The sequence below is a fragment of the Streptomyces sp. CA-142005 genome, assembly GCF_050942335.1.
GTDB lineage: Bacteria > Actinomycetota > Actinomycetes > Streptomycetales > Streptomycetaceae > Streptomyces.
On the sequence record NZ_CP192078.1, the window covers coordinates 5,190,019 to 5,215,363 of the forward strand.

Below are 25,345 nucleotides of genomic sequence, written 5' to 3' on the forward strand. Positions count from 1 at the left end.
GAGGTCGCGCGGTGAAGAAGCTGCTCCTGGTCGCACTGGCCGCCATCGGCGGGCTCCTCGTGTACCGCCAGATCCAGGCGGATCGCGCCGAGCAGGATCTGTGGACGGAGGCGACTGACTCCGTGCCCACGGGTTCGTGAGTGCCGATACCGGAATCTGAAACGGGCCCCGACCGCCATCGCGGTCGGGGCTTTGTGTTGCCCGCCATCCCGCCCGTGTGTTGCGAGGCCCCGCGGGGTGCTGTAAACGCCGGCCCGGGTCCCCACCGGGCGGCCGGACGTTGCGTGGCCGGGTCTTGCGGGGCGTTGCCGGGCGTTTCGGACGGCTGTACGCGTTGTCCGGATGGTGCAAGGGCGCACGGGGCAGGATGGAGCGCGGTCCGGTACGACTGGGGAGGGCGGCACGTGCGGGAGCGAGCGCGGCGTACGGCGTGGTGGCGGCGATGCGGCCGCCGGACGGTCCCAGGCGCCCCGCGGACGGCCCTGAGGCCGGGACTGCGCGCCCTGCGGACGGCCCTGATGCCAGGACTCTGCTCGCTGCTCGTCCTGTCGTGCGGTACGGCGGCCGCCTACGGGAACGCGACCGCCACCGAGAAGGGGTCGCCGCGGTCGTACGCCTTCACGCCCGGCGCCCGTAGCGTCGCGGGCGCGACGGGCACCGCGACGGCACCACGGCTGGACGCCGGCCGCACCTACCGCAGCTCCCTTTCGAGGAACGGCAAGCTCTACTACCGGCTCGAACTCGGCGCCACCGACACCGCCTACGTCCCCGTCACCGCCGTACCCCCGGCGCACTCCGCCGTCTCCGCCACCGACGGCATCACCGTGTCGGTCCAGGACGCCACCGGCACGCCCTGCTCCTTCGCCAACGCCCGCTTCGGCGCCGGGCTCAGCCCGCGCCCGGTCACCGCGCTGGGGCAGCGGGAGACCGGCAAGGCGGTGTGCCAGGGCAGAGGTACGTACTACGTGGTCGTCCGACGCCTCGACGCCCAGGGCCCCGGTACGACCGCCCCCGCGCAGCCCTGGGACCTGGAGATCGCGCCCGTCACGGAACCGCGTACCGCACAGGCCGGGTCCACCTCCGCGCCGCAGGCCTGGGACTCCGCCACGCCCGAGCCGCTCACCGGTGAGCCCCGCGACCGGTCCGGCGGCACCGGATTCGCCTCCGCGAGCCCCCTGGGCCAAGGCGTCTGGCGGACGTCCCTCGTGCCCGGCGAGACGCGGTTCTACAAAGTGCCGCTCGACTGGGGCCGACAGCTCCACGCCTCCGCCGAACTGGGCAGCGCCACCGGTCACGGCTATGTCGGCGGCGCCCTGAACCTCTCCCTCTACAACCCCGTCCGCGGCTACGTCGAGGACGCCGCCCTCGGCTACACCGGCACACAGAAACCCGCCGTACTCGCCCCGCTCCCGCCGGTGGAGTACGCCAACCGCTATGCCGTACCCACCGGGGTGACCTCCGTCCGCTTCGCCGGCGACTATTACCTCGTACTGCATCTCAGCGAGCAGACGGCCGACTCCTTCGGGCGGGGGCCCTTCGCGGTGACCCTGCGGGTCCGGGTGGCGGGGCGGGCGCACACCGGCCCGCAATACGCCGGGCGACCCGTGCCGGGGGAGGTGTTCACCGTCTCCGAGCCGGACCGGGAGACGGCGCTCACCGGGAACACCGGGGACGGGGCCGACCCCGTGATGAGGCTGATCGCCATCAGTGGGATCGGCCTGGGAACGGCGCTGATGCTGATGCTCGCCGGCTGGACGGTGACGGCGCGGAGGACCCGGCGGACTCAGACGCGGGTCAACGCCCAGAAGCCCACCGCGTAGCAGGCCAGCGCCAGCAACAGGATCGGGATCGCGACCTTGGCCGACGGCCCGGGCCGCCGCTTCCGACTGGCCCGGCGCCCTGCCCGCCCTTGCGCGAGCACGCCCGAAACCGGCCGAGCCGGAGAGGGAACCCGCGCGTCCTGAGCGGTGTACGCAGCAGTGGAGGCATCGGCGCGATGCCCCGCCATCGCGCCGGGGGACGACGTGGAGCTCCAGGGGGCCTGCGCAGTTCCAGGACCGTGGTGAGCGTGGGAGTCGTGGATCCGGGGGCCTATGGACGGCTCGTGAAGGGGGAGTTGAGGGGGGTGAGCGGGCTGCGGTACCTGCGGCGGGCTGTACGGGCTCTGCTCTTCGGGGTACTGCAGCTCCCGCGGGGCCGCCTGCGGGGCGTACGACTCGGAGGTGGCGGGTTCCTGGGTGGGCTCCTGGGCGGAGGCCGGGGAATTCTGGGCGGCGGTCGAGGATTCCAGCGGCGGCGGCAGACGGAAACTGCCGGTGTCCGAGAGGGAACCGGTGCCCGCGTCCGCAGACGAATCCGTGCTGCCACCGGGCGCACCGGTATGGGGACCGCCACGGGCACCGACGCCCGCCGCCGGACTCGTATCCGCGTCCTCGGTAAGGTCCACGGCGACTCCGGAGGCCCTTTTCACGGGGCCGTCGGGGCCGAACCCGGGCGGCAGCGGTCCGAGTTGGTCGAAGATCTCGATCAGCTCGTCGTCGGGCTCGGGCTCCGGCAGGAGCTCCGCCGCGGAGGCCAGCGCCTTGCGCGCACCCGTGGCGGTGCGGAAACGCGCGGCCGGGTCGGGTTGGAGCAACGTGGCCACGACCTGCCAGAGCGGCTCCGGGATGCCCTTGGGCGGCCCCGGCGTCCCGTTCTGCGCGAAATACTGCACCAGCGCCTTGGCGTCAGGCTTGGCGCCTTCGAGCAGATACAGCGCGACCAGGCCCACGGCGAACAGGTCGGCGGGGAAGTCGGGTTCGCCGCCGAGTATCTGCTCGGGGGCGAGGTAACCGGGCGTGCCCACCACGAGGTTGGTCTCCGTCAGCCGGGGCTCGCCGAGCCGCATGGCGATGCCGAAGTCGGACAGCCGCAGCCGCGGCCGACCGGTCCCGGTCGCCTCCAGGAGGACGTTGGCGGGCTTGATGTCCCGGTGGATGACCCCCTCGGCGTGCACCGCGGCGAGACCGGACAGGAGCTGGTCGAGCAGGGTGCACACGAACGCCGGCGGCAGAGGCCCGTAGTCGCCGACGAGGTGGACCAGCGAGCCGCCGGCGACCAGGTCCATGGTGAAGAGCACCTTGTCGTCGTCGGCGGCCCAGCTGGCCGGGGCGAGGACATGAGGGTGGTCGATGCGCAGAGCCTGCTCCCGCACGAAGCGCAGCAGGGAGTGGGCGTCACGCTGCTGGAGCACCTTGGCGGCCACATAGCGCCGTCGGCGGTGATCCCAGGCACGCCACACGGCGCCCACGCCCCCGCGTCCGATCGGGTCGGCCAGCTCGTACCGGCCGGCGAACACCTCACCCATGGCAGCCCATCGCTCCTCCCCCGGAATCCGCGCCGGTCACCCTGCCCCCTTGGTTCCCCGCTCCCGCTCGGTTCCCCCCTGGTCCTCCCGTGATGAGTGATACGACCCCGATCCACGTGCGAGGACCGGCCCACCCCCATGGACCGGCACGCCGCGCCCAGTCGCCCCCTCACCGGACTCGGCCCGGCCTGGTCCACGGACCCCCTCCGTGGACCGGGCCGAGGGCCCTAGTTCTGGTGGGACTGGTAGTGCGCGACCGCGTCCGAGGTACGGCCGGCGCCGTAGACCCGGAGGAACTCCGCCAGCTCGGGATGGCTCGGCGCCAGGCTGTCCGCGGCGTCGATGATGTCGCCCGCGGCGGCCACCGAGCGCAGCAGCGACTGGATCTCGCGGACCACCCGCTTGACCGTCGGCGCCCCCGAACCGCTGGTGGTGTGGGTGGTGTTGTTGAGCACGGAGCCCCCCTGCGACTTCTTGATCTCGTCCATGCGCTCGGTGGCCTCGGCCGCACTCACACTGCCGTCCGCGACCTGCGCCGCCAGGTCCTGCAGCAGCTGCACCCGCTGGACCACGGCAGGATTGCCGATCTTCGCGCGCTGGCCGCTCATCAGCTGCGAGAGCATCGGAGCGGACAGCCCCAGGACCGCAGCGAGACGGGCCTGGTTCAGCCCGAGATCCTCGATGAGCTTACGGAAGAGCGCCCCCAACGGCTCCCCGTACCAGTTCCGCTGCAGCTCCCGCGCTCTCGCGGTGGCTTCCTGCTGTGCGGCGTCCATTGCGTCTCCCCATCGCTTCCCCAAAAAACCGCGCGGTTCGCTGTAGCGAACCACGTCGAGCATCTTACGGAGCGTGGTCATTCGCCGGGACCCCCCAATCTTTTTGCGGGATACCGGGGGTGACCCGGTACTCTGGTCTGCGGCGACCACCGGAACGCGATTTCTCCGGGCGGCCGCTGCTTCCCGGGGCCTTAGCTCAGTTGGTAGAGCGCCGTCTTTGCATGGCGGATGTCAGGGGTTCGACTCCCCTAGGCTCCACCCTCAAATGCCTCCTGACCTGCGGAAACGCCGGTTCGGGAGGCGTTTTTCATGGGGAGGCCGCTGCCTGTGCTGAAGGTGGTGGGGCGGTGGCCCGGTAAGCGGGGCCGGCGCTCGGCGAGTGAGGGCTCGGGTCGGCGGCCACAGCGGACGCCGGACCAGTCGGACACCGACCCAGCCGGACACCGGTCCCAAAGGAAAACCGGCCCCAATGGACACCGGCCCCAATGGACACCGACCCCGATGGACACCGCCTCGGCCGGACGCCGGCCGGACCCGGTGTGGAGGGGCCCGCCCGGATGACGGTGGAGGTGCTGGAGTGGGCGAGGTGGCGAGTGCGGCCTCCCCTGCCCGGCAACCAGGTTCGCCGACCAGGTTCACCGGGGATGAAGTCCCGTTTGTCTCCTGGGCCATTGAGCCTGGCCGACGAGTGGGCCGGGTGGTTTCACGTGAAACGGACCATGGGCGGCGAGCGTCAACCCGCTTGTCCCACAGCCCGTTTGACGGCCGACGGTAGGAGATCCGTGCCCTGTGCCAGCCGGTGACCTCCGGCACTCCGACCGGCCGGCACTTTCCGACCGGCTCGGACCGGCTACTGCTCGTCGTCTTGGTTCGCGGCATCCTCCTCGGCCTGCTTCGCCTGGACCTCGGGATCCAGCGCCGAGGCGCCACTGCCGTCCACCGAGCTGAGCCGGCCACCCGACTCCGGCACCTCCGTCGCGGCCGGCGGTTCGACCAGCCAATCGGGGTTGGCCTGCTTGTCCCACCACTTCCAGGCCGCGACGGCGCCACCGGCCAGCAGGGTCAGCAGCGCCAGCGCCTTCACGGCCCGGCCGGCCCTGCACCGACGCTCGTTCCGGCGGGCCAGCTTCTGGATCTCCTCTGCCGAGACCTGACCACGCAGTGCGGCCAGAGCGGCCGCGCCACGCGCGGCGGCCTCCTCACGGACCGGAGCCGTCGCGGCCACGGCCTGCTCGATCCTCGGACGCGAGTATTCGGCGGCCTGACGCGAGTACTCGGCGGCCTGACGGGCAGCCTTACGGGCGCGGACGGCGGCCTCCTGCGCCGCCAGGTCCACTTTCGGCGGCACATGCGCACGAGCCTGCTCCAGACGCGGGGCGAGCCGGGCGTCGTACTGCACGCGGGCTTGTTCGGCTGCCTGCGACACAACGGGGGCAAGCCGTACGCGTGCCTCCTGCGCGTAGAGCGCGGCACGCTCCTTGGCCGTGTCGGCGTAGGGCGCCACCACTTCCGCGGCGTGCAGCACGCTGTCCTTCGCCGAGCCGGTCGCGGCGCGCACGCTGTCGATGCGGGTCACGGGATCCTCCTCCTCGGTGGCGTACGGTATTTCGACTTTCCACCCTTTTACGGATCATGCCTGCCAACGGTCCGCGCGGCATGCGAGGGCAGGGCATATGGGTGCTGATTGCTCCCTTCGGAGCCACTCCGGCAATTCCCGGACAACCTGACCCTCCTCTCGACACTGCCACGAATCGCCGACGAGCGCTGCCTTCCGGGCGGAACTCGTGGCTGCCGGACGACGTACGCCCCCGACCGTGCGAGGATCGGGGAGTCACAGGAAGACAACGGAAGGCAGATCGTGGCTGAGCAGCTTTACGCCACCCTGAAGACCAACCACGGCGACATCGTGGTCCAGCTTTTCCCGAACCACGCGCCGGAAACGGTCAAGAACTTCGTCGAGCTGGCGCAGGGCGAGCGCGAGTGGACCCACCCCGGCACGGGTGAGAAGAGCAAGAAGCCGCTCTACAACGGCACGATCTTCCACCGTGTCATCAGTGGCTTCATGATTCAGGGCGGCGACCCGCTGGGCAGCGGCATCGGCGGCCCCGGATACAAGTTCGGGGACGAGTTCCACCCGGACCTGTCCTTCAACAAGCCCTACCTCCTCGCCATGGCCAACGCCGGCCCGGGCACCAACGGCTCGCAGTTCTTCATCACCGTCTCCCCCACGACGTGGCTGAACCGCAAGCACACCATCTTCGGCGAGGTCACCGACCCGGCCAGCCAGAAGGTCGTCGACGCCATCGCCGCCGTGCCCACCGGCCGCAACGACCGCCCGGCGAACGACGTGGTGATCAACGAGGTCGTCGTCGAGAAGCGCGAGGGCTGAGCCCACCGCTCCCCGCACCATCCCGCAGGAAAACGCCGGGACACCCCCACGGGAACACACCGGAACCCCCGCAGGGAACAAAACGCCCCGCTCGTCCGTACCAAGGATGAGCGGGGCGGGGCATTGCCGGGGCAGTCCAGTCCCACGACGACCGACAAGGGGAACCGATGGACCACGCCGAAGGCAGCACGCAGAACGCCGCCCACCGCGTGCCCGTGTGCTACCGACACCCGGACCGCGAGACGGGTGTGCGCTGCACCCGCTGCGAGCGCCCCATCTGCCCCGAGTGCATGGTCAGCGCCTCGGTGGGCTTCCAATGCCCCGAATGCGTACGCGGCAGCACCGGCACCGGACCCGCACCGGCGGCATCCCGGCCCCGCACGATCGCCGGCGGCTCCGTCACGGCCGACCCGCGACTGGTCACCAAGATCCTGATCGGCATCAACCTCGCCGTGTTCCTGGCGCAGCTCGCCGTCGGCAACAGCTTCACCGACCACTTCGAGCTGATCGGCCGAGCCCAGTTCTCCCTGTTCGGCCCGGTCGAAGGCGTCGCCGAAGGCCAGTACTACCGCCTGCTGACCTCGATGTTCCTCCACGGCGGCTACGCCCACATCCTCTTCAACATGCTCAGCCTGTGGTGGATCGGCGGCCCCCTGGAAGCGGCCCTCGGCCGCGCCCGCTACCTCGCGCTCTACTTCGTCTCGGGCCTCGCCGGCAGCGCCCTCACCTACCTGCTCGCCGACCCCACCCAGCAGTCCCTCGGCGCCTCCGGAGCGATCTTCGGCCTCTTCGGCGCGACCGGCGTGCTGATGCGCCGCCTCAACTACGACCTGCGCCCGCTCGTCGCCCTGCTGGTGATCAACCTGATCATCACCTTCACCCCGGCCATGCACATCGCCTGGGAGGCCCACATCGGCGGACTGGTCGCCGGTGTCGCCGTCGGCTATGCGATGGTCCACGCCCCGCGCCGGCGGCGGACGCTGGTCCAGTACGGCGCCTGTGCGGTCGTACTCGCCGTCGTGGTGGTTCTCACGCTGGTCAGGACCGGTCAGCTCACCTGATACCGAACCGTTGTCCACAGGCTGTGGCGGATCTTGTGCACGGTGTGCGGGCACAGCTGTGCCCCCTGTCGCTCGGATGTGTTTCCGCAGGTCGGACAGGGGGCCAACAGGTGTATGAGGGGTGGTGGGCCAGTCATACCGGCGTCAACGCCCGATGGGTTATCCACAGATCTTCTTTCTTTTCCCCATGTGGACAACCCTGTGGATAACTCAGTGGATAGCCCTGGGCAGAGCTACTTCCACTGGGTGGAGACACCGAAGCCGGCGGCGATGAAGCCGAAGCCGACCACGATGTTCCAGTTGTCCAGCGCATCGATGGGCAGCGAACCGTCGGTCACATAGAAGACGACGATCCAGGCCAGGCCGATGATGAACATGGCCAGCATGACAGGCGCGACCCAGCCGCGGCTGTTCAGCTTGATCGCCTGTGCCTGCTTCGCCGGCGGCGGCGTGTAGTCGGCCTTCTTGCGGATACGTGACTTCGGCACGAGGGTCTCTCCTGTCGATGCGCTGCGTGGCCGCGCAGGTAACCGGTTCGGGGCTCGGGCAGCGTACAAGGGGCCAACATGGCGACTCTGTGTGCTCCCCCGGCGTCCGTTAGCGTAGTGCTTCCGTGGCGCCGAAGGAGATAAGGGTACGTTGAGCAATTCTGCCGACTCCCCCGGGACGCAATCAACGGGCTCCGGCCCTGGCCGTCGCCTGCGTGTCCGCCCCGCGCGGATTCTGACGGCGGCCGTCTTCGCGCTCGCGGGACTGATCTTCTTCACCAGCTTCAACACGGCCAAGGGCACCGACATCCGTCAGGACGGCTCCCTGCTGAAGCTGTCCGACCTGATCCAGCAGCGCAGCCGCAAGAACAAGGGGCTGGACGAGTCCAACGCGGCCCTGCGCGGGAGCGTGGAGTCCCTCGCCGAGAGCGACGACGGCAGCAGCAAGGCCCAGGATCGCAGGCTCAGCGGGCTGGAGAAGAGCGCCGGCACGCAGAAGCTCACCGGGCACGCCATCACCGTCACCCTGAACGACGCCCCGCCCAACGCCACTGCCAAGCTGCCCGGCTATCCCGAGCCGCAGCCCGACTATCTGGTGATCCACCAGCAGGACCTGCAGGCCGTGGTGAACGCTCTGTGGCAGGGCGGCGCCCGGGGCATCAAGGTCATGGACCAGCGGTTGATCTCCACCAGTGCGGTGCGCTGTGTCGGCAACACGCTGATCCTTCAGGGCCGGGTCTACTCGCCGCCGTACAAGATCACGGCGGTCGGTGATCCGGACAGGCTGCAGCAGGCGTTGGCGGCGAGCAAGGCGATCCAGACCTACATGGTGTACGTCAATGTCTACGGCCTCGGCTGGAAAGTCACCGATGACGGGACGGTGACTCTTCCCGGCTACTCGGGCACAGTGGATCTGCACTACGCCAAGCCCGTGAAGTAGCCGGCAGTAGCCATTCGTCGGCCGTCCGTCAACGGAGGCGCCGGTGCGCGTGATCGTCCGGACCGTCAGCGAGTTGTGCATCACCGTCGGCGCCCTGATCGTGCTGTTCGTCGCTTATGTGCTGTTCTGGACGGGCGTGCGGGCCGACGGTGCCATGAGCGATCAGATCGACCAGTTGCACCGGCAGTGGTCGCAGGGGAGCGTGCGGCCGACGGCCGTGCCGGGCAGGAAGGCGGCCGCAACGGGCGAGCAGACGGTGGCCGTGGCGAAGCCGGCGCCGTACCGCTACGGCAAGGCCTTCGCGATCATGTACATCCCTCGGCTCGGTTTCACGTGGAACAAGCCGGTTCTGGAGGGCACCGGCCGGGATGTGCTGGCGAAGGGGCTCGCCCACTACGCGGGCACCGCGCAGCTCGGCCAGGAGGGGAACTTCGCGGTGGCCGGTCACCGGCGCACGTACGGCGACCCGTTCAAGGACTTCCCCAGGCTGCGGCCCGGGGACGCCGTCGTCCTCACGGACGGGACCACCTGGTTCACGTATCGGATCGACAAAGGGCCCTACAAAACCGTGCCGACGGACGTTGAGGTGATCGACCCTGTGCCACGTAAGTCCGGGTATACGCGTCCGGGCCGGTATCTGACGCTGACCACGTGCGATCCGGAATGGGGGCACAGTCACCGGTTGATCGTCTGGGCGCACCTGGACTCCGCACAGTCCGTGGAGGCAGGCGAACCGAGGGCTCTGCGCCGTTAGTCTGGTGGCGTACGGCGTGAGTCAGGTGCCGTGGGGATACGGAAGGAACGGCATGTACGGCTGGATCTGGCGGCATCTGCCGGGAAACGTGTGGATGAAGGCGCTGATCTCCCTCGCCCTGATCCTGGCCGTGATCTACATCCTCTTCCAGTACGTCTTCCCCTGGGCCGAACCGCTGCTGCCCTTCAACGATGTGACGGTGGACAACCAGTGAGTGCGCGGATTCTCGTCGTCGACAATTACGACAGCTTCGTCTTCAACCTCGTCCAGTACCTGTATCAGCTGGGGGCCGAGTGCGAGGTGCTGCGCAACGACGAGGTGTCGACGGCGCATGCCCAGGACGGCTTCGACGGGGTGCTGCTCTCGCCCGGGCCGGGGACGCCGGAGGAGGCGGGCGTCTGTGTGGACATGGTCCGCCACTGCGCGTCGACCGGTGTGCCGGTCTTCGGCGTCTGTCTGGGCATGCAGTCGATGCAGGTGGCGTACGGCGGTGTGGTGGACCGGGCGCCGGAGTTGCTGCACGGCAAGACGTCGCTGGTGGAGCATGAGGGCAAGGGGGTTTTCGCGGGCCTGCCCTCGCCTTTCACGGCGACCCGGTACCACTCCTTGGCCGCCGAGCCGGCGACGGTGCCGGCCGAGCTGGAAGTGACCGCCCGTACCCACGACGGCATCATCATGGGTCTGCGGCACCGTGAACTTCCGGTCGAGGGCGTGCAGTTCCACCCTGAGTCGGTACTGACCGAGCACGGGCACCGGATGCTGGCCAACTGGCTGGTGGAGTGCGGCGATCAGGGTGCCGTGGCGAGATCGACGGGGCTGGCCCCGGTGGTGGGCAGGGCCACGGCGTGACCGCGCTGCGCCCGGAGCGCGAGACCGATGCCTCGTACGGGGATCAGTCGTACGGGGCTTCCGGTGCGCTTGGGGACTGGGACGCGGCGGGCGCGGCGCACCAGGAGCAGTACGGTGCGCCGTACGGCGAGTCGCGCGGTGAGCCGTACGGTGGGGCCTACGAGGCGTCGTACAGCGATCAGTACGCCGATCAGTACGGGGATCGGGGTGAGGAGCGGTACGGCGATCGGTATGACGATCCGTACCGGCCTGTTCCGGATGACGAGACGATGGCGCTGCGGATCCCTGGTGATCCGCGGCCGGGCACCGACGGGAAGTCCGTGAGTGCCGCCTCTGCGGCCTCTGGGGGCTCTTCTGCCTCCTCCGCCACCGTTCCTGCGGGCGGTGGCCGTGCGGCCCGCAGAAAGGCCGCCAAGCGCCGTGGGGGGCGTCATGGCGGTGGACGGGAGGCGGTGGCCGAGGAGACGGCGGAGACCGGGGAGCCCGGCCGGCCGCTGTCCCGGATGGAGGCGCGGCGGCAGGCGCGGCTGCGCAAGCCGAGTCCGGGGGTCATCGCGAGCCGGGCGATCGGTGAGGTGTTCATCACCACCGGCGTGCTGATGCTGCTGTTCGTCACTTATCAGCTGTGGTGGACCAATGTCCGTGCCAACGCGCAGGCGGGCAGCGAGACGCACCAGCTGCAGAACGACTGGGCGAGCGGCAAGCGCAATCCGGGGGTCTTCGCACCCGGGCAGGGTTTCGCCATCCTGCACATTCCCAAGCTGGACGTGGTCGCGCCGATCGCGGAGGGTGTGAGCACCGAGAGGGTGCTCAACAAGGGCATGGTCGGGCACTATGGCGAGGCCCCGTTGAAGACGGCGATGCCCGATGCGAAGACCGGCAACTTCGGTCTCGCGGCCCATCGCAACACGCATGGCGAACCGTTCCGGTACATCAACAGGCTCAATCCGGGTGACGCGGTCGTGGTCGAGACGCAGGACTCGTACTTCGTGTACAAGGTGACCTCGACGTTGCCGGTGACCTCGCCGTCCAACACGAGCGTGCTGGATCCGATCCCGAAGGGTTCGGGCTTCACCAAGCCCGGCCGCTACATCACCCTCACCACGTGCACGCCGGAGTTCACGAGCAAGTACCGGCTGATCGTCTGGGGCAAGATGGTCGAGGAACGCCCGCGCAGCAAGGGCAAGCCGGACGCGCTCATCGAACAGGGCTGACGCGAGTAAGGGCAGAGGCAGAGGACACTGTGGCAGCGACCGCCGACGACACCGAAGAACACACGGACGCGTCCGATTCGAGTTCCGCCCGGCGGGGCCGGCGTCCGGGCCGTATTGCGACGGTGGTGAGCGTCCTCGGTGAACTGCTCATCACGGCCGGGCTGTTGCTCGCCCTGTTCGTCGTGTACTCGCTGTGGTGGACGAACGTGATAGCGGATCGCAAGGCGGACAAGCAGGCCGAGAAGGTGCGTCAGCACTGGGCGCACACCACCCCGGACTCCGGGCCGGGCGCACTGGACACCAAGGACGGCATCGGCTTCCTGCACGTGCCGGCCATGAAGAACGGCGAGGTCCTGGTCGAGAAGGGCACGGGCACGGACGTCCTGAACGACGGTGTGGCCGGCTACTACACGGACCCCGTCAAGGCGGCCCTGCCCATGACCGGCAAGGACGGCAACTTCACCCTCGCCGCCCACCGGGACGGGCACGGGGCGAAGTTCCACAACATCGACAAGCTGAAGAAGGGCGACCCGATCGTCTTCGAGACGCGGGACGACTGGTACGTCTACAAGGTCTACTCGATCCTGCCGGAGACCTCGAAGTACAACGTCAAGGTCATCGACCAGGTCCCGAAGCAGTCCGGCAAGAAGAAGCCGGGGCACTACATCACGCTGACGACCTGCACGCCGGTGTACACCTCGGAGTACCGGTATGTGGTGTGGGGCGAGCTGGTCCGGGTGGAGAAGGTGGACAGCGAGCGGACGCCGCCGGCGGAGTTGCGGGGCTGACAGGCGCCCTCGAATGCGCGGCCGTTCATGGCGTCCATGGAGGCCATGACTCCGACGGCGGATCGGTCGTCTCGCGTCCCTTCGAGTCGCTCCAGCCGGGCATGGTGTTGGTGGAGCCGTCGCCCGATGCGCTGAACTCCCACCCGCAGGGCGACCAGCTCCTTGCGGTGCTCGCCCGACGTTTCGATCAGGGCGTTGAACATCGGCACGACCGTCTTGCCGTGATGCGGATGATGCGCTGGTCGATGCGGTCGTCGAGGGACAGCGGCGCTGTGTGGGCCGGGTTTTCCACAGGCTGGGTACGGGCGAGTGCCTTGGAGCGGGACTGGCTTCCAGCTTGCTCCGGTGCTCCTCCACCTCGATCGGCAGGGGCACTGCACGCGGCAAGGTCCCGCGGCATCGCCCATACGCATACGGGTCAGCCCAGGAACCCGGTTCCTGGGCTGACCCGTATGTCGGTGGCGGGGTCAGCCGTTGATGCCGCCGAAGATGCCGCCGTTGTCGTTGCCGCCGTTTCCGCCGAAGTCCGCGGTGGTCAGGACGATCGGGGTGTTGCTCGGGTCGGCCGTGGTGCCCTGTGCCGGGTTCTGCTGGACGACCCGGGCCTTGTCGTCGCTCGGGCCGTTGGTCTGGATGTTCGTGAAGCCCTTCTGACGCAGGATGTCCTGGGCCTGCTTCAGGGGCTGGCCCGTGACGTTCGGCACCTGTGTCTGCTGTGGGCCTTGGAACTGGCCCACGTTGACCGTGACGGGTGTGTTCTTGTTTACCGACTGGCCCACCGGCGGGTTGGTCGAGAGGACCTTGCCGTCATCGTCCTGGTTGGGAGTGGGGGTCGGGGTGCAGGTGGAGCTGGGTGCCAGGCCCAGCTGCTGCAGCTTGGCCCTCGCGTCGTCGCAGGACATGCCGACGATGTCGTTGGGGATGGTGACCTTGTCCTCGGGCTTGGCGACCGTGAGGGTGATCACGGTGCCCTTCTGCTTGCTTGTGCCGCCCTCCGGGTCCTGGTCGATGACCACGTTGGGTGTCTGGGAGGACACCTGGGTCTTCTTCTCGACCTTGAAGCCCTTGTCCGTCAGCTGGGACTGGGCCTGGTCGAACTGGATGCCGCGGACGTCCGGCACGGTGACCTTCGGTGCGCCCGTGGACACCGTCAAGTTGACCGTGCTGCCCTTGTCCACTTCCGTCTTGGGCTGCGGGTCCTGGGTGCAGACGTTGCCCTTGGGCTGGTCGTCGCAGGGCTTCCGGGTGATGGACACCTTCAGGTCGACGTTCTCGGCCATCTTTCTGGCCGTGTCCGCCGACTGGCCGACGAACGTCGGCACCGGCACCTTGCCGTTGCCCGTGTTGCCGCCGCTGGCGACCCACTTTCCGATCAGGATCGCGCCGATCAGGACGAGGATGCCCGCGACCACGAGGAGGATCGTGGAGGTGTTGGACTTCTTCGGCTGCTGGCGGCGGCGGCCGGTGGGTTCGTCGTAGCCGTAGCCGCCGTCGTCCGGGTTCATGGGCGGGAGCATGCTGGTCGCTCCCGCGCCGGCGTCCGGGCGCAGGGCCGTCGTCGGCTGGTCGTCGGGGTAGCCGCCGTAGCCCACCGCGCCCAGCGCGGCCGTCGCGGCGACCGGCTGGCCGTCCAGGCAGGCCTCGATGTCGGCGCGCATCTCGTCGGCCGACTGGTAGCGGTAGTTCGGGTCCTTGACCAGCGCCTTCAGGACGATCGCGTCCATCTCGGGGGTGATCTCGGGGTCGAAGACCGACGGGGGCTGCGGTTCCTCGCGGACGTGCTGGTAGGCCACCGCGACGGGGGAGTCGCCCACGAAGGGGGGTCGTACCGTCAGCAGCTCGTACAGGAGGCAACCCGTCGAGTACAGGTCCGAGCGGGCGTCGACCTGCTCGCCCTTCGCCTGTTCCGGCGACAGGTACTGGGCCGTGCCGATCACCGCCGCCGTCTGGGTCATGGTCATGCCGGCGTCGCCCATGGCGCGGGCGATGCCGAAGTCCATCACCTTGACCTGGCCGTTGCGCGTGAGCATGACGTTGGCCGGCTTGATGTCGCGGTGGACGATGCCGTTGCGGTGGGCGTACTCCAGGCCCTGGAGGATGCCGATGGTCATCTCCATCGCGCGCTCCGGCAGCAGCTTGCGGCCACTGTGAAGAAGCTCACGCAGGGTGGAGCCGTCGACGTACTCCATCACGATGTACGGGATGGAGACCCCGTCGATGTAGTCCTCGCCCGTGTCGTAGACCGCGACGATCGCCGGGTGGTTGAGCGAGGCGGCCGACTGGGCCTCCCGGCGGAACCGAGCCTGGAAGGAAGGGTCGCGGGCCAGGTCGGCGCGCAGGGTCTTCACTGCCACGGTGCGGCCCAGGCGGGTGTCATGCGCGAGGTAGACCTCGGCCATGCCACCACGGCCGAGCACCTGGCCCAGCTCGTACCGGCCGCCGAGGCGACGCGGCTCTTCCATAGCTACCTACCAGCCCTCTCCGTCGGTCCCGACCACACCCACGTGTGGTCCGGCGGTGTGCTGTCCCCGGCATACGCTACCGGGCGTCACCCTCGTGCTTGGCACGGCAGGGAAAGCTGATACCGGACCGGTACAGCTCATTCGGCTGGTGGTCGTCGGGCAAAACGGTAGATGTCAGCGGATTTCCGAGTCAATCTCGGCGCTTTTGCAGGTCCACCTCAACTGTGTGCGATGTCTCGGCGTACAAGGACCACGGGCAGCCCGAGCTTGCGATGCGTGTCGGTCGTCGCGGAGCCGAACGTGTACGACGTCGTGAGGAGGACGACCAGGAAAGCGGGACCGTACTTCTTGTTCCTGAAAAAAGCCCCGCCCCGGAATCCGGGGCAGGGCATCGGTGGACATTCTCCCGCGGTCGGCCGGGAGGCGGGAACCGGCCGTATGTCAGGAACCCGACTTGCTCTTGATGACCGCCTGCATCACGTTCTTGGCGATGGGCGCGGCCAGGCCGCCGCCGGAGATGTCGTCGCGGTTGGCGCTCTCGTCCTCGATGACCACGGCCACGGCGACCGGCGAGCTGCCGTCGGGCAGCTTGGCGTAGGAGATGAACCACGCGTACGGGTTGGCGCTGTTCGCCACACCGTGCTGGGCGGTACCGGTCTTGCCGCCGACGGTGACACCGTTGATCTGCGCGTTCGTACCGGTGCCCTTCTCGACCACCGTCTGCATCATCGACTGCAGGATCTGCGCGTTGGCCGGCGACAGCGGCCGGCTCATCTCCTCCGGCTGGGTCTTCTCGACCGGGTCGAGGTTGGAGGACTGCAGCTCGTCGACCATGTACGGCTTCATCAGCTTGCCGTCGTTGGCGACCGCGGAGGCGACCATGGCCATCTGCAGCGGGGTCGCGGCGGTGTCGAACTGGCCGATCGAGCTGAGCGCCGTCTGGGGGCGGTCCATTTCCTTGGGGAAGACGGACGCGTTCGACCGCACCGGGGTGAACTGCTCGGCGTTGAAGCCGAACTTCTCGGCCTCCTTCAGCATCTTGTCCTTGCCGAGCTGGTCACCGATGTGACCGAAGACCGTGTTGCAGGAGATGCGCAGCGCCTCCCGCAGCGACACGTTCTTGCACTGGATGCTGCCCTCGTTCTTCAGCTCGCGCGTGGTGTTCGGCAGCGTGTAGGGCTGCGGGGAGTCGGTGGCCTGGTCCGCCGAGTTGTACAGCCCGTTCTCCAGCGCCGCCGCGGCGGTGACCACCTTGAACGTGGAGCCCGGCGGATAGGTCTCGCGCAGCGCGCGGTTGAGCATCGGGTCGGAGGGGTTGTTCTTCTTCTGGAGCTTGTTCCACGCCTTGGAGTCGCTGTCGCGGTCGCCCGCGAAGGACGAGGGGTCGTACGACGGGTAGGAGGCCAGCGCCAGGATCTTGCCGGTGGAGGGCTCCAGGGCGACGACCGCGCCCTTGCCGCCCTGCCGGGCCAGCCCGTTGTACGCCGCCTTCTGCGCGGCCGCGTTCAGCGTGGTGACGACGTTGCCGCCCTGCTTGGGCTTGCCGGTGATCATGTCGAGGGTGTTGCGGAAGAAGAGCCGGTCGTCGTTGCCGGTGAGGATGCCGTCGTCGAGCTTCTCCAGCTGGCTGCCGTCGAAGGCCTGGGAGGAGTAGCCGGTGACCGGCGCCCACATGGGCCCGTCCTTGTAGGTGCGCCGGTACTTGAACTGCCGGCCTTTGGACTCGGCGGAGCCGGTTATCGGGTTGCCGTCGACGATGATGTCGCCGCGCGGGTGGGAGTAGCGCTCGATGCGGACCCGGAGGTTGTCCTGGTCGCCGGCGAGCTGGTCGGCCTTGACGTACTGGAGGTAGTTGTCCCGGATCAGCAGGGCCAGCACGAGGAGGCCGCAGAAGATCGCGATCCGGCGCAGGGGCTTGTTCATGACGGGCGGACCACCTGGGTCATCTCGGCGTCGGGGTTCGTGGCGGGTGCGGGCGCCGGGCGGCGGGCGGTGTCGCTGATGCGGATCAGGATGCCGATCAGGGCCCAGTTGGCCAGCACGGAGGAACCACCGGAGGCCAGGAACGGCATGGTCATACCGGTCAGCGGGATGAGTCCCATCACACCGCCGGCCACCACGAAGACCTGGAGGGCGAACGCCCCGGACAGGCCGACGGCGAGCAGCTTGCCGAACGGGTCGCGGGCGGCGAGGGCGGTGCGCACGCCGCGCTCCACGATCAGGCCGTAGATCAGCAGGATCGCCATGATGCCGGCGAGCCCCAGCTCCTCGCCGAAGGTCGCGAGGACGAAGTCGGAGTTGGCGGCGAACTTGATCAGGTCCGAGTGGCCCTGGCCCCAGCCCGTGCCGAGGGTGCCGCCGGAGCCGAACGCCCACAGGGACTGCTGAAGCTGGTCGGAGTGGAGGATGCCGTCGTGGGTGACCTGGCGGCTGAGCTGGTACTCGCGCATCGGGTTGAGCCAGGCCTGCACACGCGTCTGGATGTGCGGTTCGAAGCTCGCCACGCCGACGGCGCCGACCGCGGACATCAGCAGACCGAAGACGATCCAGCTGGTCCGCTCGGTGGCGACGTACAGCATGATGACGAACATTCCGAAGAACAGCAGCGAGGTGCCGAGGTCGGTCTCGAAGACCAGGATGAGGATCGAGATCGCCCAGACGACCAGAATGGGGCCGAGGTCGCGGCCGCGCGGCAGGTACAGGCCCATGAAGCGGCGGCTGGCGAGGGCCAGGGCGTCGCGCTTGACCATCAGGTAGCCGGCGAAGAAGACCGCGAGGATGATCTTCGCGAACTCACCGGGCTGGAGGGAGCCCAGGCCGGGGATCCTGATCCAGATCTTGGCGCCGTAGATGTTGGCCCCGAGGCCCGGCACCAGCGGGAGGATGAGCAGGATCAGAGCGCAGAACATCGAGATGTAGGTGTAGCGCTGCAGGACCCGGTGATCCTTCAGGAAGATCAGCACCGCCGCGAACACGGCGATGGCCAGCGCCGTGTACAGCAGCTGACGGGGCGCGGCCGGGGAGAAGCCGCGCAGCGACTGCAGCAGCTTCGACTGGTCCAGCCGCCAGATGACGACGAGCCCGAGCCCGTTGAGCAGCGTGGCCAGCGGCAGCAGCAGCGGGTCGGCGTACGGGGCGAACTTCCGTACGGCGAGATGGGCGACGCCGGCCAGCAGACCGAGACCGAGGCCGTAGCTCAGCAGCCCGGCGGGCACCGAGTCGTTGATGGCCAGGCCCACGTTGGCGTAGGCGAACACCGGGATGGCCACGGCGAAGACCAGCAGGGCCAGCTCGGTGTTGCGGCGGCTCGGCGCGCCGATCGCGCCGATCGTGGACGTGTGGTGCGTCGGCGAGTTAGTCGTACTGCTCATCGTGTGACAGGGCCTCTCGCGGCTTCGCTACTGCTTGCCGCACTGATCGACGACCTTCTGCTCATCCTCGGAGAGGCTCGGGCCGGGGTTCGGAGTGGCGGATGCGGACGGGGGCTTCGAAGGGTTCTTCGTAGCGGGCGCCGAACCGGACGGGTGCGGTGTCGGTGATGCCTTGGACGTGAAGGCGGTACGGGTGGTTCCCGTGGTGCCTCCGGCCTCGCCCTGGCCCGTCTTCGCGTTCTGCTGCGACTCGGCGGCCGTGCGTTCCGCCTGCTTCTTGCACGCGGAGGCCTGCACCGACAGTGCCTCGATCTTCGCCTGGGCCTGCTGCAGACCGCCCGCCGCGATCGTGTTCTTGACCTGCTTCTGCTGGTAGGGCGGCAGGTACTTGAGTTCGATCTCGGGGTGGTCCTTCTCCACCTTCGACAGCGACACCCAGGCCAGGTCCTGGCTGATCCCGCGGTACAGCGCCACGTGCTCGCCCTTGGCGCCGACGTAGTACTGCGTCTGCGTCCACCGGTAGCCGCCGTACAGGCCGCCGCCGACGACGGCCAGGGCGAGGGCGCCGTAGAGGGATCTCTTCAGCCACTTGCGCCCGCCGCGCGGCTTGGTGAAGTCGCCGTCGGCGTAGTCGTCGAAGCTGCCCGCCGGGACGTACCCGGTGGTGTCGCCGGAGCCGGGCGGGCCGAACTCGCCGCCGCCGTGCCCGGGTCCCCGGCGGCCCAGGTGGGAGGCGCGGCCGGCCGGGGTCTGCATGATGCCGTTGTCGTGCAGATGGTGCTGGTTCTCGGCGACCGCGCCGACCACGACCGGCTGGTCGGACAGCTGCCCGGCGAGGGTGTCTCCGGTGTCCAGGTCCAGGACGTCGGCGACGATGACGGTGATGTTGTCGGGGCCGCCGCCGCGCAGCGCGAGCTGGATCAGGTCCTGCACGGTCTCCTGCGGGCCCTGGTAGCTGGCGAGGGTCTCCTCGATCGTCTGGTGGGAGACGACCGCGGACAGACCGTCGGAGCAGATCAGATAGCGGTCGCCGGCCCGGACCTCGCGGATCGACAGGTCGGGCTCGACGTGGTCGCCGCTGCCGAGGGCGCGCATCAGCAGGGAGCGCTGGGGGTGGGTTGTGGCCTCTTCCTCGGTGATCCGGCCCTCGTCGACGAGCCGCTGCACCCAGGTGTGGTCCTGGGTGATCTGGGTGAGGACTCCGTCCCGCAGCAGATAGGCGCGGGAGTCGCCGACGTGCACCAGGCCGAGCCGCTGGCCGGTCCACAGCAGGGCGGTGAGGGTCGTCCCCATGCCCTCCAGCTGGGGGTCCTCCTCGACCATGGCGCGCAGCTGGTCGTTGGCGCGCTGCACGGCCGCGCCGAGGGAGGTGAGGATGTCGGAGCCGGGCACGTCGTCGTCGAGCGTGACCAGGGTGGAGATCACTTCGGAGGAGGCGACCTCGCCGGCCGCCTGCCCGCCCATGCCGTCGGCGATCGCGAGCAGCCGCGGGCCGGCGTAACCCGAGTCCTCGTTGCCCTCCCGGATCATGCCTTTGTGCGATCCGGCGGCAAAGCGCAGTGACAGACTCATGCGCACCTCGCCCGTCGGCTCCGAATGCAGCCGGTCGTGTCGAGCCACACTGCCCACCCTCCGGTCGGGAGCGCGCCGGAGGCCGGGGTGCGGCCTGCTTCTGCGTGCTCGCTCCGCTCGCTCATTGTCGTACTACTTCCGCAGCTCGATGACGGTCTTGCCGATGCGGATCGGCGCGCCCAGCGGGATCGGCGTGGGGGTCGTCAGCCGGGACCGGTCCAGGTAGGTGCCGTTGGTGGAGCCGAGGTCCTCGACGATCCATTGGCCGTCGCGGTCCGGGTAGATCCTGGCATGACGACTGGAGGCGTAGTCGTCGTCCAGCACGATCGTCGAGTCGTGCGCCCGGCCCAGCGTGATCGTCTGGCCCTGCAGCGCGACCGTCGTGCCGGTCAGTGTGCCCTCGGTCACCACCAGCTTGGTGGGGGCGTTGCGGCCGCGCCGGCCGCCGCCCTGCTGGGCACGCTGCTGCGGGGGCGCGGACTGCTGCCGGGCCGCCTGCTGCCGGCCCGGCGCCTGCGCACGCCCGGCCTCCCTGCGCGCTCCGCGCTGGGTGACGCGCGTACCGAACAGGTCGCTCCGGATGACCTGCACGGCCACGATCACGAACAGCCACAGTACGGCCAGGAAACCCAGCCGCATGACCGTGAGGGTCAGCTCTGACATTGCCCCCGCTTCACCCTTCGGCTTGCCTATAGATAACGGTGGTGCTGCCCACGACGATCCGCGAGCCGTCGCGGAGCGTAGCGCGGGTGGTGTGCTGCCCGTCCACCACGATGCCGTTGGTGGAACCGAGATCCTGGATCGTCGAGGGCGTTCCGGTCCGGATCTCGCAGTGCCGGCGGGAGACGCCGGGATCGTCGATCCGCACGTCGGCGTCGGTGCTGCGGCCCAGCACCAGCGTCGCGCGGGAGATCTGGTGGCGGGTGCCGTTGATCTCGATCCAGTAGCGGGTGCGCCCGCCGCTCATCGGAGCGGCCGCGGGCCGCTGGGTGGCGGGCTGGGGGTAGCCGTAGCCGCCGGGGCGGGCGCCGGGCGGCGGCGCGGACGGCATCGGGGGCGCGCCTGCGGGCGCGGCGGGCGGGTAGCCGTAGCCGCCCTGGGCGCCCTGCCCGGGACGGCCGGGGGCCGGGGCCGCCGGGGCCTGCTGACCCTGCTGGCTGCTGGAGGAGGCGAGAGTGCGCGAGCGCACCCGGTACAGGCCGGTGTCGAGGTCGTCGGCCTTCTCCAGGTTGACCTTGATCGGACCCATGAAGGTGTAGCGCTGCTGCTTGGCGTAGTCACGCACCATGCCGGCCAGCTCGTCGCCGAGCTGCCCGGAGTAGGGGCTGAGGCGCTCGTAGTCCGGCGCGCTCAGCTCCACGATGAAGTCGTTCGGTACGACGGTCCGGTCGCGGTTCCAGATCGTGGCGTTGTTGTCGCACTCACGCTGGAGCGCGCCGGCGATCTCCACGGGCTGGACCTCGGACTTGAACACCTTGGCGAAGGTGCCGTTCACCAGACCTTCGAGACGCTGCTCGAACTTCTTCAGGACTCCCATGGGGCACCTCCTCCATCCTTGCCGTTGCCTTGCCCTGCTGTGTGGCCGTTGCCTTGCCTGTACTGCTGCTTCCGCTGGTACTGCTACTGATCGTATCTACGCGCCCGGCAATCAGCCGGTTCCCCCAGCGGCTCCCCTTCGAACTCGCGGCGCCCACTCCTGCTGCCATGGATCGTAGAGGGGGGCGTAGACCAGTGTCCCGCACCCGGCTGTGGACCCGGCCCGCCTCCTGGGGAGATGCCGGGGACCGGTACGAGGTTGATACGTGAAGCAGGTCTCCTTGAGACGTGGGGAGTGGAGGGGGTGGGTAGGAGGGGGCGGCTTTGGGGGGTTGAGTTTCCTTGGGCTTCGGCTTCGGCTTCGGCTTCGGCTTCGGCTTCGGCTTGGGCTTGGGCTTGGCCGCGGGTGCGGGTGCGGGTGCGGGTTGGGGGTGTGGTGGCGGTGGCGTGCCGGGGTCGGCGGGACTGGGGCGTCTCGGGTGTGGGGCGGTCTCCGGCTCGGGTTGGGCGGTCTCGGGCCGGGCGGAAGGGATGTGAACCCACCCCGTACGACGTGCTAATGTTCTGGGTGTCGGAAGGGGCCAGCCCGAAAGGGCCGGAACCGGAAGACACACCCAATGCGCGGGTGGCGGAATAGGCAGACGCGCTGGATTCAGGTTCCAGTGCCCGCAAGGGCGTGGGGGTTCAACTCCCCCCTCGCGCACAGAGACGAGACGGGTCTCTGCCGGTGACGGAAGTCACGGCAGGGGCCCGTTTCGCGTTTCACGCCGAGTCGTGAGGGATCGCACAGGCTGTGGACGGACGGACGGACGCACGGAGGGACGGACGAGCCGGGCCGTCGGTGAGCTATCTCACGGAAGGGGGCCGGCCGGGTCTCCGGGGCGGGCTGGGTGTTCGGGACCGGCTGGACGTTCGGGGTTGGCTGGATCTTCGGGGCTTGTGAACGCTGTGCGGAGCCGGCCCGGGTTGTACGGCGGGGGATGAGGTGGCGGCCGGTCGGGAGCGGATCCTCGGCTTTCACGAGGCTCAGGACTCGCTCGGCTGGCACCGCGGGCACCACACCGTGCCGCGGCCTCCCAGACGGGAGCGGCGCAGGTGGGTGTGGCAGCGGGGACATACCGGGTCGGGGTCGTCCCGGTGGCCGGTGAGCCAGGCATCGCGCGGTGGCACACAGCCGGCGGTGACCGCGGAACGCAGCGTGCGCCGCATCTGCGTGTACAGGTGCCGACGTTCGCTCTCGGTCAGCTCGCCGGCCCGGGTGCCGGGGTGCAACCCGGCACGCCACAGGACCTCGTCGGCGAGCAGATTGCCGAGACCGGCCAGGACGGACTGGTCGGTCAGCGCCGTCTTGATGTGACCGCGGCGGGCACCGAGCGCGGCCTCGAACTCCTCACGGTCCACCGCCAGTGCGTCGGGACCCTGACGGTCCAGCAGCCGTGCGACGCCGGAGTCGTCGTCGGCCAGCCACAGGCCCTGGAGCTTGCGCTGGTCGCGATAGCGGAGCTGGCGGTCGCCACTCAGGTCGAACAGGACGCGATCGTGGGCCTCGACGGCGTCGTCGGGACGGGCGCAGAGCAGCCGGCCGGTCATGCCGAAGTGCAGCAGGAGGGTGGGGCCGCCGGTGTGGGCGAGCAGCCACTTGCCGTGCCGCTCCGGCTCCGTGAACCGCCGCCCCTCCAGCGCGTCGCGCAGCCGCCGAGCGCTCATACCGTGCAGGACGCCCGCGTCGCGTACGTCGACGCGGCGGATGGTCCTGCCCTTCGCGCAGGACACGAGCACCCTGCGGAATCCCTCGACGTCCGGCAGTTCAGGCATGGCGGACGTCCCTGCGGAGGCTTACGACGCCTGGCGGGTGACAGGGGAGAAACGTCGGAGCGGGTGTGGATGTGGGTGTGGGTACGGGTGCGGGAGCCGGAGCGGGCGTGGTCGCGGACGCTCGTTCGTGCCTCAGGTCCATGGCAGCCTCCTCGCTGCGCTGGGCCGATGCCGATGCCGAAGGTGGGTGTGGATGTGCGGCGCGGCACGTGCTTCCGAGTGCCCGGCGCGTCGCCGTTCGTACCGTTCGCTTTCCCTGCCCCACCCGCCTCGTGCGACAGAGCCGGGCACCTGCCGCACGCGCACTGATGGGGCGAGAGCTTCCTCACATGCCGGTGGGAGCCTCGCTGCGCGGCGCGGGCTGCCCACGAGGACCATCCACAGGCCGCCATCCACAGACCGTTGTCCACAGACCGTCATCCACAGGGTCTGACGCGTCACGGGCGCCGGTTGTACGGTCTGCACGAGTTGATGTTCGTGCCGATGTTCGCGCCGAAGGGCGTTCGGGGGAGGCGGTCGCGGTGACCGGAACCGGTGGGGAAGTGCTGGCGGACGCGGTGGACCGGGAGACACGGCGGCTGCCGTGGGTGCGCGGGTTCGCCCAGTGGCCGCAGCAGGGCTCGCCCAAGGACGAGGGCAAGGCGCTGCGGACGAGCGTGCCGCGCGGCGCGCACCGCACGCTCGACCTGGACGGCTCCCGCCCCGACGCGGTGAGCGCGGTCATCGAGTCCAACGCCGGCCGTATAGAGGAGCTGACCCCCATCCGCGTCGGACGGATGGCCGCGAGCCCCTTCGCCTTCCTGCGCGGTTCGGCCGGACTCATGGCGTACGACCTGGCCCGCACCCCCATGACCAGGATCGGCACCCAGATATGCGGAGACGCGCACGCGGCCAACTTCGGCCTGTACGGCGACCACCGCGGCGACCTCGTCATCGACCTCAACGACTTCGACGAGACCGTGCACGGCCCCTGGGAGTGGGACCTGAAGCGGCTCGCCGCGTCGCTGGTGCTCGCCGGGCGCGAAGCCGGCGCCGACGAGGACACCTGCCGCGCGGCCGCACGGGACGCGGCCGGCGCCTACCGCCGCACCATGCGCCTGCTCGCCAAGCTGCCGGTGCTGGACGCGTGGAACGCCATCGCGGACGAGGAACTGGTCTCCCACACCGACGCCCACGATCTGCTCGGCACCCTGCAGCGGGTCTCGGAGAAGGCCCGCGCCAACACCAGCGGCCGGTTCGCGGCGAAGTCGACCGAGGCGGCGGCGGACGGCGGACGCCGCTTCGTGGACGCCTCACCGGTCCTGCGCCGCATCCCGGACGCCGAGGCGGCGGCGGTCGCGGCGTCCCTGGAGGAGTACCTGACGACGCTGTCCGAGGACCGGCACCCTCTGCTCGCCCGGCACGCCGTGCACGACGTGGCCTTCCGGGTGGTCGGCACCGGCAGCGTCGGCACCCGGTCCTACGTCGTCCTGCTCCTCGACCACCGTGAGCAGCCGCTGGTCCTCCAGGTGAAGGAGGCCCGCCCCTCGGCGCTCGTCCCGCATCTGGCCACGGCCGGCTTCGAGGCGCCGCCGGTGGAACACGAGGGCCGCCGGGTCGTCCTCGGCCAGAAGCGGATGCAGGTGGTCAGCGACATCCTCCTCGGCTGGACCACGGTCTGTGGCCGTCCCTTCCAGGTCCGCCAGTTCCGCAACCGCAAGGGCAGCGTCGACCCCGCCGCCCTCGCCGCCGACCAGATCGACGACTACGCCCGCATGACCGGCGCGCTGCTCGCCCGCGCCCACTCCCACAGCGCCGACCCCCGTCTGATCGCCGGCTACTGCGGCAAGAACGAGGAGCTGGACGAGGCGATAGCCGCCTTCGCCGTCACCTACGCCGACCGCACCGAGGCCGACCACGCCGACCTGGTCACGGGGATACGGGCGGGACGGATCGCGGCGGAGCTGGGCGTGTGAGACAGGGGCGGGGCCCTTCCAAGGCGGAA

At 69.6% G+C, this 25,345-nt stretch carries 22 protein-coding genes and 2 tRNA genes; 13 read left to right on the plus strand and 11 right to left on the minus strand.

Annotated elements, in window-relative coordinates; translation table 11 throughout:
• Positions 1-11: 11 nt before the first annotated feature.
• Both ACQPXS_RS24375 and ACQPXS_RS24380 read left to right on the plus strand, forming a co-directional pair.
• The gene (locus ACQPXS_RS24375; protein ID WP_003999697.1) at positions 12-140 is read left to right on the plus strand and encodes a DLW-39 family protein; all 129 of its coding nucleotides are present in this window, start codon (positions 12-14) and stop codon (positions 138-140) included.
• Between the two features lie 378 nt (positions 141-518).
• Positions 519-1,820 carry a hypothetical protein gene (locus ACQPXS_RS24380; RefSeq protein WP_433451380.1) on the plus strand — a complete coding sequence of 434 codons (1,302 nt, stop codon included), beginning with the start codon at positions 519-521 and terminating at the stop codon, positions 1,818-1,820.
• On the opposite strand, the gene ACQPXS_RS24385 is transcribed toward ACQPXS_RS24380, so the two are convergent.
• Positions 1,784-3,346 carry a protein kinase domain-containing protein gene (locus tag ACQPXS_RS24385; protein WP_433451381.1) on the minus strand — a complete coding sequence of 521 codons (1,563 nt, stop codon included), beginning with the start codon at positions 3,344-3,346 and terminating at the stop codon, positions 1,784-1,786. The genes ACQPXS_RS24380 and ACQPXS_RS24385 overlap by 37 nt on opposite strands.
• A 227-nt stretch (positions 3,347-3,573) precedes the next feature.
• Positions 3,574-4,122: a helix-turn-helix domain-containing protein gene (locus tag ACQPXS_RS24390; protein ID WP_351802933.1), complete on the minus strand. Its 549-nt coding sequence runs from the start codon at positions 4,120-4,122 to the stop codon at positions 3,574-3,576.
• Positions 4,123-4,307: 185 nt separating this feature from the next.
• Here ACQPXS_RS24390 and ACQPXS_RS24395 point away from each other — a divergent pair.
• Positions 4,308-4,380: transfer RNA gene (locus tag ACQPXS_RS24395), tRNA-Ala, on the plus strand.
• A gap of 592 nt (positions 4,381-4,972) precedes the next feature.
• Here ACQPXS_RS24395 and ACQPXS_RS24400 read toward each other — a convergent pair.
• Complete coding sequence (locus tag ACQPXS_RS24400) at positions 4,973-5,698, minus strand: DUF5324 family protein (protein WP_351802935.1); 726 nt, start codon at positions 5,696-5,698, stop codon at positions 4,973-4,975.
• 282 nt (positions 5,699-5,980) lie between these two features.
• Here ACQPXS_RS24400 and ACQPXS_RS24405 point away from each other — a divergent pair, with 282 nt between their 5' ends.
• Positions 5,981-6,511: a peptidylprolyl isomerase gene (locus tag ACQPXS_RS24405; protein ID WP_351802937.1), complete on the plus strand. Its 531-nt coding sequence runs from the start codon at positions 5,981-5,983 to the stop codon at positions 6,509-6,511.
• Between the two features lie 167 nt (positions 6,512-6,678).
• Positions 6,679-7,572, plus strand: coding sequence for a rhomboid family intramembrane serine protease (locus ACQPXS_RS24410; protein ID WP_433451383.1), 894 nt, complete (start codon positions 6,679-6,681; stop codon positions 7,570-7,572).
• A gap of 233 nt (positions 7,573-7,805) precedes the next feature.
• Here ACQPXS_RS24410 and crgA read toward each other — a convergent pair whose 3' ends face one another.
• Positions 7,806-8,060 carry a cell division protein CrgA gene (gene crgA / locus ACQPXS_RS24415; RefSeq protein WP_365720215.1) on the minus strand — a complete coding sequence of 85 codons (255 nt, stop codon included), beginning with the start codon at positions 8,058-8,060 and terminating at the stop codon, positions 7,806-7,808.
• Between the two features lie 151 nt (positions 8,061-8,211).
• On the opposite strand from crgA, the gene ACQPXS_RS24420 reads away from it, so the two are divergent.
• The 6 genes from ACQPXS_RS24420 to ACQPXS_RS24445 are packed head-to-tail and all read left to right on the plus strand — an operon-like array spanning position 8,212 to position 12,605.
• On the plus strand, positions 8,212-9,000 hold the full coding sequence (locus ACQPXS_RS24420) for a DUF881 domain-containing protein (protein ID WP_351802943.1): 789 nt from the start codon (positions 8,212-8,214) through the stop codon (positions 8,998-9,000).
• 43 nt (positions 9,001-9,043) lie between these two features.
• On the plus strand, positions 9,044-9,754 hold the full coding sequence (locus ACQPXS_RS24425; RefSeq protein WP_433451384.1) for a class E sortase: 711 nt from the start codon (positions 9,044-9,046) through the stop codon (positions 9,752-9,754).
• 52 nt (positions 9,755-9,806) lie between these two features.
• A complete protein-coding gene (locus ACQPXS_RS24430) occupies positions 9,807-9,968 on the plus strand; it encodes a hypothetical protein (RefSeq protein ID WP_365324133.1) in 162 nt (53 codons plus the stop codon).
• On the plus strand, positions 9,965-10,603 hold the full coding sequence (locus tag ACQPXS_RS24435; protein ID WP_433451385.1) for an aminodeoxychorismate/anthranilate synthase component II: 639 nt from the start codon (positions 9,965-9,967) through the stop codon (positions 10,601-10,603). Before ACQPXS_RS24430 ends, ACQPXS_RS24435 begins: the two co-directional genes overlap by 4 nt.
• Complete coding sequence (locus tag ACQPXS_RS24440) at positions 10,600-11,817, plus strand: class E sortase (protein ID WP_433451387.1); 1,218 nt, start codon at positions 10,600-10,602, stop codon at positions 11,815-11,817. Before ACQPXS_RS24435 ends, ACQPXS_RS24440 begins: the two co-directional genes overlap by 4 nt.
• A gap of 29 nt (positions 11,818-11,846) precedes the next feature.
• A complete protein-coding gene (locus ACQPXS_RS24445) occupies positions 11,847-12,605 on the plus strand; it encodes a class E sortase (protein ID WP_356300758.1) in 759 nt (252 codons plus the stop codon).
• Between the two features lie 467 nt (positions 12,606-13,072).
• Here the strand turns inward: ACQPXS_RS24445 and pknB are convergent, their stop codons facing one another.
• From pknB to ACQPXS_RS24475, 6 genes are all read right to left on the minus strand, one after another.
• The gene (pknB, locus tag ACQPXS_RS24450; protein ID WP_433451388.1) at positions 13,073-15,067 is read right to left on the minus strand and encodes a Stk1 family PASTA domain-containing Ser/Thr kinase; all 1,995 of its coding nucleotides are present in this window, start codon (positions 15,065-15,067) and stop codon (positions 13,073-13,075) included.
• Between the two features lie 441 nt (positions 15,068-15,508).
• Positions 15,509-16,990 carry a peptidoglycan D,D-transpeptidase FtsI family protein gene (locus ACQPXS_RS24455; protein ID WP_356300752.1) on the minus strand — a complete coding sequence of 494 codons (1,482 nt, stop codon included), beginning with the start codon at positions 16,988-16,990 and terminating at the stop codon, positions 15,509-15,511.
• Entirely contained in the window at positions 16,987-18,438 is a 1,452-nt protein-coding gene (locus tag ACQPXS_RS24460; RefSeq protein WP_356300749.1) for an FtsW/RodA/SpoVE family cell cycle protein, read from the minus strand. Before ACQPXS_RS24460 ends, ACQPXS_RS24455 begins: the two co-directional genes overlap by 4 nt.
• Positions 18,439-18,465: 27 nt before the next feature.
• Complete coding sequence (locus ACQPXS_RS24465) at positions 18,466-20,010, minus strand: Stp1/IreP family PP2C-type Ser/Thr phosphatase (protein WP_433451390.1); 1,545 nt, start codon at positions 20,008-20,010, stop codon at positions 18,466-18,468.
• Positions 20,011-20,142: 132 nt separating this feature from the next.
• The gene (locus ACQPXS_RS24470) at positions 20,143-20,673 is read right to left on the minus strand and encodes an FHA domain-containing protein FhaB/FipA (protein ID WP_351802965.1); all 531 of its coding nucleotides are present in this window, start codon (positions 20,671-20,673) and stop codon (positions 20,143-20,145) included.
• A gap of 10 nt (positions 20,674-20,683) precedes the next feature.
• Entirely contained in the window at positions 20,684-21,547 is an 864-nt protein-coding gene (locus ACQPXS_RS24475; protein WP_351802967.1) for a DUF3662 and FHA domain-containing protein, read from the minus strand.
• Between the two features lie 618 nt (positions 21,548-22,165).
• Between ACQPXS_RS24475 and ACQPXS_RS24480 the strand changes: the two genes are divergently transcribed.
• A tRNA-Leu gene (locus ACQPXS_RS24480) sits at positions 22,166-22,249 on the plus strand.
• A 323-nt stretch (positions 22,250-22,572) separates the two neighbouring features.
• On the opposite strand, the gene ACQPXS_RS24485 is transcribed toward ACQPXS_RS24480, so the two are convergent.
• Positions 22,573-23,361 (minus strand): Fpg/Nei family DNA glycosylase, encoded by a 789-nt coding sequence (locus ACQPXS_RS24485; RefSeq protein ID WP_433451391.1) that lies wholly within the window; start codon positions 23,359-23,361, stop codon positions 22,573-22,575.
• A gap of 521 nt (positions 23,362-23,882) precedes the next feature.
• Between ACQPXS_RS24485 and ACQPXS_RS24490 the strand changes: the two genes are divergently transcribed.
• A complete protein-coding gene (locus tag ACQPXS_RS24490) occupies positions 23,883-25,316 on the plus strand; it encodes a DUF2252 domain-containing protein (RefSeq protein ID WP_433451392.1) in 1,434 nt (477 codons plus the stop codon).
• Positions 25,317-25,345 lie beyond the last annotated feature (29 nt).